Origin of the sequence: Tepidiforma thermophila, from assembly GCF_002563855.1 — a bacterium.
GTDB classification, from domain to species: domain Bacteria; phylum Chloroflexota; class Dehalococcoidia; order Tepidiformales; family Tepidiformaceae; genus Tepidiforma; species Tepidiforma thermophila.
The window spans coordinates 542,044-555,995 of sequence record NZ_PDJQ01000001.1; the positions used below are offsets into that span (position 1 = coordinate 542,044).

Below are 13,952 nucleotides of genomic sequence, written 5' to 3' on the forward strand. Positions count from 1 at the left end.
CGGGCCTCTCGCGGCGGGCAGGTCGCCCGTCATCGCCGCGGCCCGTAGACTCGCGCCCACCACACCGTTCCGGAGGATTCCCCACCATGGGCAGGCTCGAAGGGCAGGTCGCCATCGTCACCGGGGGCGCCAGCGGCATCGGCGAACAGACGGTCCGCACGTTCGTCGCCGAGGGCGCGCGCGTCGTCATCGCCGATGTCCAGGAGGAGCGCGGCCACCACCTCGCCGAGGCGCTCGGCACCCAGGCCAGCTTCCTCCGCACCAACGTCGCGGAGGAGGCCGAGGTCGCCGCCGCGGTCGACCACGCCCTGGGCCGCTGGGGCCGGCTCGATGTGATGTTCAACAACGCCGGCTTCGGCGGCGTGTCCGGGCCGATCGACGAGCTCGACATGGCCGCCTACGACCAGACGATGGCGGTCCTCCTCCGCGGGGTCTTCCTCGGGGCGAAGCACGCCGCCCGGGCGATGAAGCCGGCCCGGCGCGGGGTCATCCTGAACACGAGCAGCGTCGCCGGGCTGCAGGCCGGCTTCGGTCCGGTGGTCTACAGCGCGGCGAAGGCCGCGGTCGCCCACCTGAGCCGCTGCCTCGCGGTCGAACTGGCGGAGTTCGGCATCCGCGTCAACGCCATCTGCCCCGGCGTGACGGTCACGAACATCTTCGCGGCCGGCATGGGGCTGAGCGGGCCCGCCGCGGAGGCGCTCCTGCCGCGGATCGATGCCGCCCTCGCCGACTGGGCGCCGCTCCGCCGCTCCGGCCAGCCGGCCGATATCGCGAACGCCGCCCTCTGGCTGGCGAGCGACGAAGCGAGCTACGTCACCGGCCAGGCGATTGTCGTCGACGGCGGGCTCACGGCCGGGCGGTCGCTCGAGGAGTTCGGGCAGCGGCTCGCCGCCGCGCTGGGGCTGAGCGCCGAGCAGTGGCAGGCGATGCGCGACGCCGCCCGCCGCGGCCAGGGCTAACGGAACTTCGCGGGCCGCTTCTCCTGGAAGGCGGCCACCGCCTCGCGGTGCTCCGGCGTGCTGTAGCACTCGGCGATCCGGCCGTGCTCCAGCCGCATCACCTCGTTGTAGTCCGGGTTCGCGCCGTTCTTCGTGATGAGCTCCTTGATCCAGCCCATCTGGCGGTCCGGGTTCTGCGCCAGCATGTTCGCGTACTCCATCGCCGCGTCCATCAGCTGCTCGTGCGGGACCACCTTCTGCACCAGCCCGGTGCGCAGCGCCTCCTCGGCATCGACCAGCCGGCCGGTGAGGCACATATCGCTCGCCATGCCGAAGCCGACCCGCTGGGTGAGGAAGTAGGTGCTCGCCAGCTCCGGCACGAGGCCCATCTTCACGAAGAACATCCCGAAGCGGGCCTGGTCGGAGGCGATGATGATGTCCATGGGCAGGATCGACGTGAGCCCCACGCCGACGCACACGCCGTTCACCGCGGCGATCATCGGCTTCGAGGTGCGGACCAGCTCGACGTAGTTCGTCGTGTCGCGCTCCTCGCGGCGGGCCTGTCCCTGCGAATCGAGGCCGCGCTGGAAGGCGTCGCGCACGTCGGCGCCGGCGCAGAAGCCGCGGCCCGCCCCGGTCAGGATGATCGAGGCGACCTCCGGGTCGGCGTTGGCGCGCCGGAAGGCGTCGTTCCGCTCCGCGGCCATCTTCCAGGTCCAGGCGTTCAGCCGCTCCGGGCGGTTCATCGTGATGATGACGGTGTGGCCCCGCTTCTCGTAGAGGATCTGCTCGTACTCCATGGCATTGCTCCCCGCGATGGTGGTGCGGGGAGCCTACGCCCCCGGGCGGCGCCTGTGAAGGCGCCCGTTCACCCTTCCCAGGCGATCTCGACGTCGTCGAAGACCACCACGTCGCCCGGCTTAATGCCGAGCCGGCGCAGCTCCTTCGCGATGCCCCACCGCTCGAGCCGGCGCATCACCTCGTCGAGCGCCCCGGGCATCCCGGTGTCCATCATCTTCACGAAAGTGACCGCCGTGTAACCATCGACCACGTACCGGCCGTCTTCGTCGATGGTCACGACGAACCGGTCGACCGGCGCCGGCCGGATGACCGGAACCTCGGCGGGCGGCTGGCTGGCGGCCCGCGCCCGTTCGGCCTTCACGAGCGCCATCAGCTCCTCCTTGAGCGGTCCGAGGCCGGTGCCGTCGTGCGCCGAGATCACCCTGACGGGCCGCCCGAGGTGTGCCGCGAGCGCCTCCGCGGAGCGCTCCGCCGCGGCATGGTCGAGGTCGGCCTTCGTGACGGCCACCACCCGCGCGACGTGCTCCAGCCCGGGGTCGTAGGCGCGCAGTTCGCCTTCGATCAGCTCGTAGTCGGTGACCGGGTCGGGCGATTCGCAGGAGACGACATGGAGCAGGACGCGGCACCGCCGGACGTGCTTCAGGAACTCGAAGCCGAGCCCGTACCCCTCCGACGCGCCTTCGACCAGCCCGGGCAGGTCGGCGAGGGTGAACCGTTCCCAGCCGACGTTGACGACGCCGAGCATCGGCTCGAGGGTGGTGAACGGGTAGCTCGCAATCTTCGGCTTCGCGTTCGAAACGGCCGCCAGCAGGGTGGATTTGCCGGCGTTCGGCAGGCCGATCAGCCCGACATCGGCGAGGAGCCGAAGCTCGAGCCGGAGCCGCCGCTCTTCGCCCTCCTGTCCCTTCTGGGAGTAGCCGGGCGTCTGGTTGGTCGGCGTGGCGAACCGCTTGTTCCCCCAGCCGCCGCGGCCGCCGTGGGCGACGAGCACCTCCTGGCCAACCTCCGCCAGGTCGGCCAGCAGGTCGCCGGTCTCGGCATCGTAGACGACGGTGCCGACCGGCACCTCGAGGTAGAGGTCCTGGCCGTTGGCGCCGTGGCGGAGGTTCGGGCCGCCGTTGCCGCCGGCGCCGGCCTGGAACCGTTTCCGCGAACGGTACAGCTCGAGGGTGTAGACATCATCGACGGCGCGCAGGAAGACGCGCCCGCCGCGGCCGCCGTCGCCGCCGTCGGGGCCGCCCTGGGGCACGAACTTCTCCCGGTGGTAGCTCACGAGGCCGTGGCCGCCGTTTCCGCCCTTCACCGTGATTTCGACTGCATCAAGCATCCCGATCCCATGGAACCATGCCCTTTCATGGATTGGAAGATCTGATCAGGAGCAGTACCAGGCCGTTGGGAGCGTTGGATTCGAATCCGGGAGCCGTTGGGAAACCGTTCGAGATCCGGGCGGCGGGCGTTGGAAACGCGATGCGGCCGGCCCCGGTTTCGGCGGCAGCGGTGGGTTCGCGCGGGCCAAACCCAACGGCTGCGGGGCCAAACCCAACGGTTTCCCAACGCCGCGGGGTAGGATGGTTGCACGATGCAACGTTCGAAGGAGGCCTCCCGTGACCGCAACCGAGTTCGTCCCGCCCAGTGCGATGGTGGTGGTCGCCCACCCGGATGACGCCGAGTTCCTCTGCGCGGGGACGGTGGCGAAGTGGGCCGCCCGCGGCTGCGAGGTGACCTATGTGGTCATCACGAAGGGCGACAAGGGCAGCGACGACCCGGAAATGACGACCGAGCGGCTGGCCGCCATCCGCGAGGCCGAGCAGCGCGCCGCCGGCGCCGTCCTCGGCGTGCAGAACTTCGAGTTCATGGGCTACCCCGACGGCTACCTCCAGCCCACGCTCGAGCTGCGGCGCGACCTCGCCCGGCTCATCCGGAAGTACCGCCCGCACTCCGTCATCACCTTCGACCCGACCAACCGCTTCCTCTCCGACACCTACATCAACCACCCGGACCACCGCGCGGCCGGCGATGCGGCCCTCGACGCCGTCTTCCCGGCGGCGCGCGACCGGCTCACCTTCCCGGAGCTGCTGGTCGACGGCTACGAACCGTGGAAGGTGCGGCAGGTGTGGCTCGGCGCGGCGGCCCACCCGAATGCGTGGGTCGATATCTCGGAGACGCTGGAGCTGAAGAAACAGGCCCTCCTCTGCCACCCGAGCCAGCTCGCGCCGGAGGTGGCGCTGTTCGTCGAGGGGATGGCGCGCATGGCGGGCGAGCCGAAGGGGCTTGCCGCCGCCGAGGCCTTCCGGCGGTTCATCATCGAAGCCGACCCGGTGCACGAGGCGCCGCCCGCCTGGCGCTAGCGCAACTGGCCGGCCGGCCAGCGCGCGGGCTATACCACCCATACCGGCCGTCTATGGCAGAATACGGTCCCGGCGCGCGGGCGGCCGCAGCGCGCCGCATCTCCTGCCCCTGGAGGCCTCCATGAAGCCGTGGGTGGTCGGCACCCGGCCGAGCAAACGGTACCCGCTCTGGACCCGCGCCAACGTCGGCGAGGTCTTCCCCGACCCGGTCGCACCGCTCTCCTTCTCGCTCCTGATGGAGAAGGACACGGAGGGCGCCTGGCGCGACGCGCTCGTGCGCATGGGCGCGTTCACGTACGACGAGTTCGACCCCGACAACATGGAGACGCTCGGGATCTTCGGCTCGTACTGCTACCTGAACGCGCAGGTGACGCGCATCCTCGGCGAGCGGGCGCCCGGCCTCTCGGCCCAGGCGATGGACGACCTCTTCTACGGGGCCCAGCCGGGCGTGCCGCCCTACGAGCCGGCCCCCGGCGACCACAACGAAGAGCGGACCGCGGCGCTCGCGAAGACGTTCGAGTGGGCGATGACGGTGCAGCACCTGGAGCGGCCGGCGCTCGATGCGAAGCGCGTCGCCGGGCTGCGGGCGGCCCGCCCCGAGCTGGAGAACCTCTCGAACGAGGCGCTCTGGGCCTACGGGAAGGGGGTCGCGCTCGCCAACCACCGGCGCCTCTTCTCCGAGCACATCTTCACCACCTTTATCTCCACGGTCCCGGTCGGCGCGGTGACGCAGATCTGCGCGGCGGTGGGCCGGCCGGCCGATGCCCTCCGCGTCATCCAGGGCGTGGGCGACGTGGAATCGGCCGCGCCCTCGCTTGCCATGTGGAAGCTCGGCCGGATGATCGCCGCCGACCGCGAGCTGACGGCCGCCTTCGACGCCGGCGTTGAGGGTGTGCTCGACCGGATCCGCGGCCTCGGTGAGAACGGCCAGCGCTTCCTCGAGGCCTTCGATGCCTTCCTCTACGACTACGGCTGCCGCGGCCCGAACGAATGGGAGAGCCGCTGCCACACCTGGGAGACGAAGCCGGAGCTCGCCCTGGCCGCCATCGACCGGATGCGGCTCGCCCCCGAGAGCGCTTCGCCCGAGGCGCGCCAGAAGGAGCTCGCGGCCGAGCGCGAGCGGGTCACGCAGGAGATCGCCGCGATGCTCGCCGGCGACCCGCAGAACCAGGGCCTCTTCCTCGCCGCCGCCAATGCCGCCCGCGGCTTCCAGGCCGGCCGCGAACGGACCAAGACGAACAACATCCGGATGATCCACGAGGTCCGGATGGCCCTCCACACCATCGGCCGGCGGATGGTCGCCGCCGGGCACCTCGACGACGTCGGCGACTACGCCTTCCTCCTCGCCGAGGAGTTCGACGACTGGCTGCAGCACCCGGCGAAGTACGGTTCGACCATCCGCGAGCGGAAGGCGCTCTACGAGGAGTACGCCAGCCGGCAGGAGCCGTTCGTCTTCTGGGGCGAAATCCCCGACCCGGAAACCTGGCCGAAGAAGGCCGACGTCACCACCGAGCCGGTGAAGCCGGGAGAGGTGCTCCAGGGCTTCCAGGGGTGCGCCGGGAAGGCGACCGGCCGCGCCCGCGTTGTCCTCGACCCGCTCGATCCGCGCGGCCTCGAACCGGGCGACATCCTCGTGGCGCCGATCACCGACCCTTCCTGGACGCCGCTCTTCGTCCCCGCCGCGGCCGTGGTGGTCGATGTCGGTGCGGCTCAGAGCCACGCCATGATCGTGAGCCGCGAGCTCGGCATCCCCTGCGTGCCCTCCGTGACCAACGCCACGAAGCGGATCCCCGACGGCGCGACCATCACCGTCGACGGCGACGCCGGGACCGTGACGGTCGTGGCGCTGCCCTGAGGTGCCGGCCATGGATGTCGTCTGCCTCGCTGACCCCCTCCCGGCGGGCGCCGATGCGACACGCCTGCTCGGCGGCAAGGCGGCCGGTCTCGTCACGATGACGCAGGAGCTCGGCCTGCCCGTCCCGCCGGCCTTCACCGTCACGACGGAGGTCTGCCGCCGGTTCCTTGCGGAAGGGTGGCCCGCCGGCCTCGACGACGCGGTCCGGGCCGGCCTCCGCCGGCTCGAGGCGGCCACCGGCCGCACCTTCGGCGGCGGCGAACGCCCGCTCCTCGTCTCGGTCCGCTCCGGTGCCCCGGTGTCGATGCCGGGGATGATGGACACCCTGCTCAACGTCGGCATGACCCCGGCGGTCCGCGAGGCGCTCACCCGCGAAAGCGGCGACCCCCGCTTCGCGGCCGATACCTGGCTCCGGTTCGTGCGCGGCTACGCCGCCATCGTCCTCGGCCTGCCCGAGGACGAGGTGAACCATGCGGCCATGCACGATGACACGCCCGAAGGGCTGCTCGCCGCAGCCGGGCGCGTCTGCGCCCTGGCCGACCGGTTCGGCGGCATCCCCGCGGACCCGTTCGCGCAGGTGACCGAGGCGATCCGCGCCGTCTTCCGCTCCTGGGAGTGCGACCGCGCCCGGGTCTTCCGCGAGCGGGAGGGGATCGACGGCACGCTCGGCACGGCCGCCACGGTGCAGGCGATGGTCTTCGGCAACCTCGACGAGCGCTCGGGCACGGGCGTGGCCTTCACCCGCGACCCCTCGACCGGCGCGCGCGGCGCCTTCGGCGACTACCTCGCCCGGGCCCAGGGCGAAGACGTGGTCGCCGGCACCCACGCCGTCAGCGGCCTGGAGGCGCTGCGCAGCCAGCTCCCCGCGGTCTACGACGAGCTGCTCCGCCACCTCGACCGGCTGGAGCGGCACTACCGCGACATGTGCGACGTCGAATTCACCGTGATGGGCGGCGCGCTCTACATCCTCCAGGTGCGCGTCGGGCGGCGCAGTCCGCTGGCGGCGGTTCGGATTGCGGTCGACATGGCCGAGGACCCGGCCTTCCCGCTCACCCGGCGCGAGGCCGTCGAGCGGGTTGGGCCGGAGACGCTCCAGGCCCTCGCCAGGCTGGGCGGGGTCGACGCGGCGGCCGCGCCGATCGGGCGGGGGCTCGCCGTTTCGCCCGGCGTCGGCGCCGGCGTGCTCTGCTGCGATCCCGATCGGGCGGCCAGCCTCGCCGCGCAGGGCGTGAGCGTGGTGCTGGCCCGGCCCGAGACCTCGCCCGCCGACGTGCACGGCATGGTGGCTGCGGCCGGCCTCGTCACCACAACGGGCGGGGTGGTGAGCCACGCCGCGGTGGTGGCCCGGGGCTGGGCGATTCCCGCCGTCTGCAGCCTGCAGGACGCCGTCGTGGAGGAGGACGCCCTCGTGGTCGGCGGGCGCCGTATCGCCGAGGGGGAGTGGGTCACCGTCGACGGGACGCGCGGGCTGCTGTTCGCCGGCGATTGCCGGGCCGACGGCGCCGCCGACATCCCGGAGGTGCGGCTGCTGCGCCAGTGGGCCGCCGAGCTGGCCGAGGCAGGCCCCGGCGATGGCGTCGCGGCTGTCCCGCCCGGGGCCCGGCCCGTGAGCCGGTTCGACGTCCTGCGGGCGCTCGGGCTGAAGGGGCTGGCCGCCGCCGAGCGGGTCGCCGCCGTGCTCGAAGCCGACGTTGCCGCTGTTGAGGCGGAGCTGCGCGCTGCAGCCGGGGCCGGGCTGGTGCGGGAGACGCCGCGCGGCTTCGCCATGCTGCCGGCCGGGCGGGATGCCGTGCTCGAAGCCCTCGCGGCGGAGCGGGCAGCCATCGACCCGGCCGCGATCGATGCGGCCTTCACGGCCTTCGATGTGCTCGACCGGGAGTTCAAGGCGCTGGTCAGCAGCTGGCAGCAGGCCGCGCCGGCCGAAGCTGACGCCGCCTGGGCTGCGGCCCTGTCCGGGCTCGAACAGCTGCACGCCCGGCTGGGGCCGGTGGTCGCGCAGGCTGCGGCGCTCGTGCCGCGGCTGGCGCCCTTCGCGGGGCGGTTCGAGCAGGCGCTGGCCGCCGTGCGCGCCGGCGACCGGTCGATGCTCGCCTCGCCGCTCAAGGAGAGCTACCACACCATCTGGTTCGAGCTGCACGAAGAGCTGATCGCCCTGAGCGGGCGCCGCCGGGAGGAGTAGGCAGCCGGCGCGTTACCCCTGGCGGGCCTGGCCGGCTTCGCGGAGCAGGCGGAGGAACTCGGGGTCGCCCTGGAGGATGGCGAGGCGCGGGTCGGCGGCAGCCTCGCGGGCGTAGCCGCGGTCGAGGGCGAGCGCCCGCTGCACGTGGCGGAGCGCCTCCTCGCGGTTGCCCATCACAGCAGCGGCCTGGGCTGCGCCGTAGTGGGCGGCGGGGTCGTCGGGGTCGAGCCCGGCGGCGGCGACGAAGTCGAGCAGCGCCGCCGCCGCGTCGCCGCCGTGGAGGTGGGCGAGCCCGCGGTTCACCATCACCGTGGTATCGCCGGGGTCGACCGCCAGCGCGGCGTCGAAGTCGGCGAGGGCAGCCGCGCTGTTGCCGCGGTAGAGGTGGAGCATGCCGCGGTTGTTCAGGGCGTCGGGGTCGTTCGGCTGGAGCTCGAGCGCACGGTTGTAGTCGGCCAGCGCCTTCTCGAACTCGCCGGAGCGGGTGTATGCGTTGGCGCGGTTGTAGTAGGCGGCGGCCAGGCCGGGGTCGAGTTCGATGGCGGCCGTGTACCGGTCGATGGCGAGCGCGAACTGCCCGACGTTGAAGTAGACGTTCCCCTCGTCGACGTACGACTCGGCGGTGCGCCGCGGGGGCCGCTGGATGGGCGCCGGCTGGAGGTCAGCCAGCGCCTCTTCGAGGCTGGCGGGGAGCGGCTCCTCGGGGCCGGCCTCCTGGACCGCCGGACCGGCCGAGGGTTCGGCAGCGACGTTCGCGCCGGACGCATCGCGCGCCTCGTCGACCGGCGGCGCACCCGGCGGCGGCGCCATGCCTTCATTGGCGGCGTCGGCGGCCTGGCGCTCGAGCTCCTCGGCGGCGGAGGGCGCGGGCGGCGCCTCCGGCTCGGGCATGGCGGCCAGCTCTTCGAACCGGCTGAGGATGATGTCGGGCTCCGCCGGGGCGGGCGCCTCCTCCGCGGGGAGCGGCTCGGCCGCCGGTTCGGCCTCGTCCTCGATCGGCAGGATGAGCGGCCCGGCGCCGGGTTCGCTCGCGGCGAGCATGGCGGCGAAGTCGAGGTCCTCGCGCGCCTCTGCCGTTTCGGCGGGTGCGATGCCGCCGAAGGTGCCCGCGAACGCCTGCTCGAGCTGTTCGAACTCGGCGACGGCGCGCTCCAGCTCGGCAGCCTCGGCGAAGAGCTGCCGCACGGCCTCGTCGCTGAGCTCCTCCGGCGCCCCGGGCTCCTCCGCGTCAGCAGGCCCGGCGGCGGGAGCGGCTCCTGCCTGCGGCTCCTCAACGATCGCCGGTTCGGCGGGCGGTTCGGGCTCGACCACGTGGCCCGTCTCGTCGATGGCGACGTCGGTGGCCGGCTCCCAGTCGGGGGCGCGCATCCCTTCGGCCTCGGCGTCCGCGATCTCCTGCTCGAGCGCCTCGTCCTCCTCGATCGTGACGACCGGCTCGACGGCGGGCGGCGTCCAGCCCGGTTCGGGGGCCGGCCAGCTCCGCCCGCGCCGCCGGAAGGCCTGCACGGCGACGTACGCCGCCCCGGCGAGGATGGCAGCGACGATGACGAGGCGGAGCAGGCGGCGCATCAGGCGCCTCCGCGGGCGGCTTCGCGTTCGAGCAGCTCCTCCGTCACCAGCCGGAGCGCCTCGTAGAGGTAGAGCACCTGGTCGCGCGGGTGGAGCTCCACCTTCTTGAGCGTCTCCTTGCGGGCAGTGACCGGGTCCCAGGAGCCGGTCAGCTCGATGCTCTCGTGGTCGATGCCCATCTGGAGTTCGTACAGCTCGCCGTCTTCGGCGACGACGATGCAGCCGACATCGGGGTTGTTGGCGAGCGGGCCGATATCGACCTCGATCGCGTTCGTGAAGAGGGCGTTCGGGAAGGGCGGGAAGGGGCGGAGCTCGGCCGCTGCCTCGCGGAGGAGGTCGGCGAGCTGGAAGGCTGCCCGCTCCAGGATGGCATCGGCCTGCGCTTTGCGGCGGAGTGCTTCACTGGCCATACGGCCGCAGTATACGTCCCGGCTGCGGCCGGGTCTGCGGGCTATTGCGGCCTGCGAAGGGCGGGGTTGGCAGGCTGTCGTCCGCTGATGCGGCCGGCGGGTGTAGACTGGGGCACCCGGGCAGGAAATGTTTACCCATCTGCACACCCACACCGAATACTCGCTGCTCGACGGCATGAGCAAAATCGGGCCGCTCATGGACCGGGTGAAGGCGCTCGGCCAGGTGGCCATCGCCATGACCGACCACGGCGCGCTCTACGGCGCCATCGACTTCTACCGGGAGGCCGTGGCCCGCGGCATCAAGCCGATTATCGGCGTCGAGGCCTACGTTGCGCCCGGCAGCCGCTTCAGCCGGGAGAAAAGCGAGAGTTCGCCGTACCACCTCGTCCTCCTCGCCCGGAACCTGTCCGGCTACAAGAACCTAATCGCCCTCGTGACGAAGGCGAACCTCGAAGGCTACTACTACAAGCCGCGCATCGACCGGGAGCTGCTCGAAAAGCACTGCGAGGGGCTGACCGTGCTCTCCGGCTGCCCTTCCTCCGAATTCCACCGGCGGATCCAGGAGGGCGACCGCGAGGGAGCCATCGCCGTCGCGAAGTACTACCGCGAGGTGTTCGACGGTCACTACTACCTCGAAGTGCAGGACCACGGCGACGAGAAGTTCACCCGCCTGAACCCGGTCATCGCCGATATCGGCCGCGAGCTCGGCATCCCCGTGGTGGCCACGAACGACAGCCACTACACCTTCCCGGAGGATGCCGAGGCTCACGACATCCTCCTCTGCATCGGCACCAACGCCACGGTCGACCAGCGCGACCGGTACCGGTTCGACGGCCACGGCTACTACCTGAAGAGCGAGGAGGAGATGCTCCGGCTCTTCCCCGAGAACCCGGAGTTCATCACCAACACGATGCTCGTGGCCGACGAGTGCGACCTCGAGCTGAAGTTCGACCGGCAGCTCCTCCCCGAGCCGCCGGTGCCGCCCGGCCGCACGAGCGACGACTACCTCGCCGAGCTCTGCTTCCGCGGCCTGCGCGAGCGGTTCGAGGTCGTCACCCCGGAGCTGGAGGAGCGGCTCCGCTACGAGCTCGATGTCCTCCGCCAGACCGGCTTCACCGACTACATGTTCGTGGTGAAGGAGATCGCCGATTACGCCCGCAAGTCGGGCATCCGGATGGGCGTCCGCGGCTCGGCGGCGGCCTCCCTTGTGCTCTACGTGCTGAAGGTCACGGATATCGACCCGGTGGCGAACCGGCTCGTCTTCGAGCGGTTCCTCAACATCGAGCGGCGCGAAATGCCGGACGTGGACTTCGACTTCGCCGACGACCGGCGCGACGAGATGATCCGGTTCGCCTACGAGCGGTACGGGCGCGACCGGGTGGCCCAGATCATCACCTTCGGGACGCTCGGCGCGAAGGCGGCGATCCGCGACGTCGGGCGCGCCCTCGGGCTCTCCTACGCCGAGACCGACCGGGTGGCCCGGCTCGTGCCCGATGTGCTCCACATCACCCTGCCGGAGGCGCTCGAACAGTCGCCCGAGCTGCGCGAGGCCTACGAGGAGGACCCGAAAGTGCGCCGCCTCGTCGATACGGCGAAGCGGCTGGAGGGCGTGGCCCGCCACGCGAGCACCCACGCCGCCGGCGTGGTCATCTCCCGCGACCCGCTCATCGAGCACGTGCCGCTCCAGCGCCCCACCCGCGGCGACGAGGACAGCATCCCGATGACCCAGTACGCCATGGAGCAGGTGGCGAAGATCGGGCTGCTGAAGATGGATTTCCTCGGCCTCTCGAACCTCACCATCCTCCAGCGGGCCACCGACCTCATCCGCGAAACGACCGGCGAGGTGATCGACCTCGTCCGCCTCCCCGACGGCGACCCGAAGACGATGGAGATGCTCGGCAAGGGCGAAACGTTCGGGGTGTTCCAGCTGGAATCGGCCGGGATGCGGCGGTACATCCAGGAGCTGCAGCCCACGAACATCGCCGACCTCTGCGCGATGGTCGCCCTCTACCGCCCCGGGCCGATGCAGCACATCCCGCGCTATATCGACGGCAAGCACGGCCGCGTGCCGATCACCTACCCGCACCCCGACCTGGCCGACATCCTCGACGAGACCTACGGCGTCATCGTCTACCAGGACCAGGTGCTCCTCATCGCCCGGAAGTTCGCCGGCTACACCCTCGGCCAGGCCGACATCATGCGGAAGGCGATGGGCAAGAAGAAGGCCGAGATTATGGCCGAGGAGCGGGGCCGGTTCATCGCCGGGGCCGTCGCCAAGGGGTACCGCGAGGAGGATGCCCGGGCCGTCTTCGACCTGATCGAGCCGTTCGCCGGCTACGCCTTCAACAAGGCGCACAGCTGGTGCTACGGCCACATCGCCTACCAGACGGCCTACCTGAAGGCGAACTACCCGGTCCAGTACATGACGGCGCTCCTCCAGCTGGCGAAGAACGCGCCCGATACCCACGCCCGCATCGCCGCGGCCGTGGCCGAGTGCTCGAAGCTCGGCATCGAGGTGCTCCCGCCCGATGTGAACGCCAGCCAGGACAACTTCGTGGTGGAGCGCCGCCCGGACGGTTCGATGGCGATCCGGTTCGGGCTCGGCGTCATCAAGAACGTCGGCTCGGCCGCGGTGGAGGGCATCATCGCGGCCCGGGAGCAGGGCGGCCCCTACCGCGACATCGAGGACTTCTGCCGGCGGGCCGACCTCTCCTCGGCGAACTCCCGCGTCCTCGAACACCTCGCGAAGGCCGGCGCCTTCGATATGCTCGGCGGGCCGCCCGGCCCCTACAACCGCGCGACGCTCGCCGCCCACGCCGAGCGGCTCATCGGGCTCGCGAAGCGCGAGCGCGAACTGCGCGCTTCGGGCCAGGCGACGATGTTCGACCTCTTCGGCAGCCAGGTCGAAACGCCGCTGCCCGCGCTCGACCTCGAGCCGGTGCCCCAGAAGCGGGAGGACCTCCTGGCCTGGGAGAAGGAGCTGCTCGGGGTCTACGTCTCCGACCACCCGTTCAAGTCGGTGGCCGCGGAGGTGGCCCGCTACACCACCCACAGCGTGGCCGACCTCGGGCCGGAGCTGGCCGGCCAGGCGGTGACCATCGCCGGGATGCTCACCCGCGTGCAGGCTCGCTTCACCCGCGACGGCCGGAAGTTCTACCTCGCCGAGCTGGAGGACCTCTCGGGCACGGCCGAGCTGACGGTCTGGAGCGACACGATCGAGCTCACCGGCGAGGAGGCCTGGGCCGAGGGGCGCGTCCTCGTCTGTTCGGTCGAGGTGCGCGACCGCGGCGACCGCGGGGTCAGCTACGCGGTCCGCAAGGCGGCCCCGTTCGACCCGGAGACGGGGACAGCGGCCGGGTTCGCGGCGAGCCAGTGGCAGGTGGAGGCGCCCCCCCGGCGCCCGCAGGCCGGCTCCGCGCCGGCAGCGCCCCCGGCGCGGGCGAACGGCCAGGCTTCGGCCCGCCCGGCAGCGAACGGCAGCACGCCGAACGGTGCGAACGGGAACGGCGGCTATCGTGCCGCGGGCCCCGCGGCCGAAGCGAGCCGCCCGGGGGTGACGCCCCCGGTCGAAGGCGAGGCCGTCCGCCTTGCGATCACGCTCATCGAGACCGACGACGTGCTGGCCGACGAGGCGCTGCTGAAGGCCGTGGTCGACCTGCTGAAGCAGCACCCGGGCAACGATGAGGTGCGGGTGGTGATCCGGGATACGGCGGGCGAGGAGACGGAGTTCGACTTCCCCCGGGCGGATGCGACGGAGGAGCTGGCGCGGAGCCTCCGCAGCCTGCTGGGGCAGCGGGGCACGGTCCGCCTCACCGGCGGGACGAAGGTCGCCGGGGCGGCGTAGGGGCCGGG

The 13,952-nt window shown here is 72.0% G+C and carries 9 protein-coding genes; 5 read left to right on the forward strand and 4 right to left on the reverse strand.

All coding sequences use genetic code 11. The annotated features are described in order from the left end of the window. Nucleotides 1-86: 86 nt before the first annotated feature. Nucleotides 87-959, forward strand: a complete 873-nt coding sequence (locus A9A59_RS02595) for an SDR family oxidoreductase (protein WP_165772452.1) — start codon at nucleotides 87-89, stop codon at nucleotides 957-959. Here A9A59_RS02595 and A9A59_RS02600 read toward each other — a convergent pair. Next, the gene (locus tag A9A59_RS02600) at nucleotides 956-1,738 is read right to left on the reverse strand and encodes an enoyl-CoA hydratase/isomerase family protein (RefSeq protein WP_098502792.1); all 783 of its coding nucleotides are present in this window, start codon (nucleotides 1,736-1,738) and stop codon (nucleotides 956-958) included. The genes A9A59_RS02595 and A9A59_RS02600 overlap by 4 nt on opposite strands. 68 nt (nucleotides 1,739-1,806) lie before the next feature. Next, the gene (gene obgE, locus A9A59_RS02605; protein ID WP_098502793.1) at nucleotides 1,807-3,066 is read right to left on the reverse strand and encodes a GTPase ObgE; all 1,260 of its coding nucleotides are present in this window, start codon (nucleotides 3,064-3,066) and stop codon (nucleotides 1,807-1,809) included. A gap of 277 nt (nucleotides 3,067-3,343) precedes the next feature. Here obgE and A9A59_RS02610 point away from each other — a divergent pair, with 277 nt between their 5' ends. The 3 genes from A9A59_RS02610 (at nucleotide 3,344) to A9A59_RS02620 (ending at nucleotide 8,121) form a co-directional block, all read left to right on the forward strand. After that, nucleotides 3,344-4,087: a PIG-L deacetylase family protein gene (locus A9A59_RS02610; RefSeq protein WP_098502794.1), complete on the forward strand. Its 744-nt coding sequence runs from the start codon at nucleotides 3,344-3,346 to the stop codon at nucleotides 4,085-4,087. A 121-nt stretch (nucleotides 4,088-4,208) separates the two neighbouring features. Next, on the forward strand, nucleotides 4,209-5,942 hold the full coding sequence (locus A9A59_RS02615) for a PEP-utilizing enzyme (protein ID WP_106427047.1): 1,734 nt from the start codon (nucleotides 4,209-4,211) through the stop codon (nucleotides 5,940-5,942). Nucleotides 5,943-5,952: 10 nt separating this feature from the next. Next, on the forward strand, nucleotides 5,953-8,121 hold the full coding sequence (locus A9A59_RS02620) for a pyruvate, phosphate dikinase (RefSeq protein ID WP_098502796.1): 2,169 nt from the start codon (nucleotides 5,953-5,955) through the stop codon (nucleotides 8,119-8,121). A gap of 12 nt (nucleotides 8,122-8,133) precedes the next feature. On the opposite strand, the gene A9A59_RS02625 is transcribed toward A9A59_RS02620, so the two are convergent. Together A9A59_RS02625 and A9A59_RS02630 are read right to left on the reverse strand one after the other, a co-directional pair. Further along, nucleotides 8,134-9,690 carry a tetratricopeptide repeat protein gene (locus tag A9A59_RS02625; protein ID WP_098502797.1) on the reverse strand — a complete coding sequence of 519 codons (1,557 nt, stop codon included), beginning with the start codon at nucleotides 9,688-9,690 and terminating at the stop codon, nucleotides 8,134-8,136. Beyond that, nucleotides 9,690-10,100, reverse strand: coding sequence for a hypothetical protein (locus A9A59_RS02630; RefSeq protein WP_098502798.1), 411 nt, complete (start codon nucleotides 10,098-10,100; stop codon nucleotides 9,690-9,692). The genes A9A59_RS02625 and A9A59_RS02630 overlap by 1 nt, the downstream gene beginning before the upstream one ends. A gap of 127 nt (nucleotides 10,101-10,227) precedes the next feature. Here A9A59_RS02630 and dnaE point away from each other — a divergent pair, with 127 nt between their 5' ends. Continuing rightward, on the forward strand, nucleotides 10,228-13,944 hold the full coding sequence (gene dnaE, locus A9A59_RS02635) for a DNA polymerase III subunit alpha (protein WP_098502799.1): 3,717 nt from the start codon (nucleotides 10,228-10,230) through the stop codon (nucleotides 13,942-13,944). Nucleotides 13,945-13,952: the final 8 nt, after the last annotated feature.

Excerpts from the sequence above, each read along its gene's own strand:
- A9A59_RS02595 (WP_165772452.1), top strand. The coding sequence starts at position 87 with ATGGGCAGGCTCGAAGGGCAGGTCGCCATCGTCACCGGGGGCGCCAGC.
- A9A59_RS02600 (WP_098502792.1), bottom strand. The coding sequence starts at position 1,738 with ATGGAGTACGAGCAGATCCTCTACGAGAAGCGGGGCCACACCGTCATC.
- obgE (WP_098502793.1), bottom strand. The coding sequence starts at position 3,066 with ATGCTTGATGCAGTCGAAATCACGGTGAAGGGCGGAAACGGCGGCCAC.
- A9A59_RS02615 (WP_106427047.1), top strand. The coding sequence starts at position 4,209 with ATGAAGCCGTGGGTGGTCGGCACCCGGCCGAGCAAACGGTACCCGCTC.
- A9A59_RS02620 (WP_098502796.1), top strand. The coding sequence starts at position 5,953 with ATGGATGTCGTCTGCCTCGCTGACCCCCTCCCGGCGGGCGCCGATGCG.
- A9A59_RS02625 (WP_098502797.1), bottom strand. The coding sequence starts at position 9,690 with ATGCGCCGCCTGCTCCGCCTCGTCATCGTCGCTGCCATCCTCGCCGGG.
- A9A59_RS02630 (WP_098502798.1), bottom strand. The coding sequence starts at position 10,100 with ATGGCCAGTGAAGCACTCCGCCGCAAAGCGCAGGCCGATGCCATCCTG.
- dnaE (WP_098502799.1), top strand. The coding sequence starts at position 10,228 with ATGTTTACCCATCTGCACACCCACACCGAATACTCGCTGCTCGACGGC.